Origin of the sequence: Acidiplasma cupricumulans (assembly GCF_001402935.1) — an archaeon.
Classification (GTDB): domain Archaea; phylum Thermoplasmatota; class Thermoplasmata; order Thermoplasmatales; family Thermoplasmataceae; genus Acidiplasma; species Acidiplasma aeolicum.
On sequence record NZ_LKBH01000167.1, the window covers coordinates 1 to 834 of the forward strand.

At 36.8% G+C, this 834-nt stretch carries 1 protein-coding gene; it reads right to left on the minus strand.

The window, feature by feature from the left end; genetic code table 11:
• Positions 1-21: 21 nt before the first annotated feature.
• Complete coding sequence (locus AOG55_RS04565; protein WP_048102164.1) at positions 22-789, minus strand: SDR family oxidoreductase; 768 nt, start codon at positions 787-789, stop codon at positions 22-24.
• Positions 790-834 lie beyond the last annotated feature (45 nt).

The window sequence follows — 834 nt, forward strand, 5'->3', positions numbered from 1 at the left end:
AAAAAATATTTACGATTAAAATTATAGGCTGTGTGTAAGATTATCTATTCTGCCACCATCAACAACAAGCACCTGACCGTTCATATATTTTGAGGCATCGGTTGCAAGGAATAAGGCAGCATCTGCTATGTATTCGGGTTTTCCAAACATTTTCAATGATGTTCTTGAAATGAAAGAATGTTCAAGATTTTTTATCTCTTCACTGGTTTTACCACCTATCGTCATATCTGTTTCTATCCATCCTGGTGCTATGGCATTTACCCTGACACCGGTACCTGAAAGGTCAAATGCAAGCCTCTTTGTTAACATAATGACGCCCGCCTTTGATATGGAATAAAATGTGGTATTGCTCGCTGCTGTTCCAACACCTGCATTTGATGCCATATTTATTATTATGCCCTTATTCTTTTTGATATCCTCAAGGCATTCCTTTGCAGCGTATATTTGGCCCATAAGATTAACAGAAATCATTTCATTAACCTTTGCGTCGTCAAAATCATCCCATGAGAGTAAATGCCACATGCCGGCGTTGTTTACCAGAATATCTATTGTGCCCATTTTTTTATGTATTTCCTCTATCATATTTTTTACGCTGTCATGGCTAGAAACGTCCGCCTGAAATATTTCTGAACCCGGTAATTTTTCCCTTAAAAGTTCTGCAGATCTGGCATCATGATTATAGTTAATGGCTATTCTTGCACCCTCTGCACTGAATTTTTCCGCAATGGCACGTCCAAGACCCTTTGATGCACCAGTTATTAAAACTATTTTATCCTTTAGAAGATTCATAATTTTTAATAATGCGCCCATTTATAAAATATTTTTTTTATTCCA

Coding starts and splice junctions, on each gene's coding strand:
- AOG55_RS04565 (WP_048102164.1), bottom strand. CDS start 789: ATGAATCTTCTAAAGGATAAAATAGTTTTAATAACTGGTGCATCAAAG.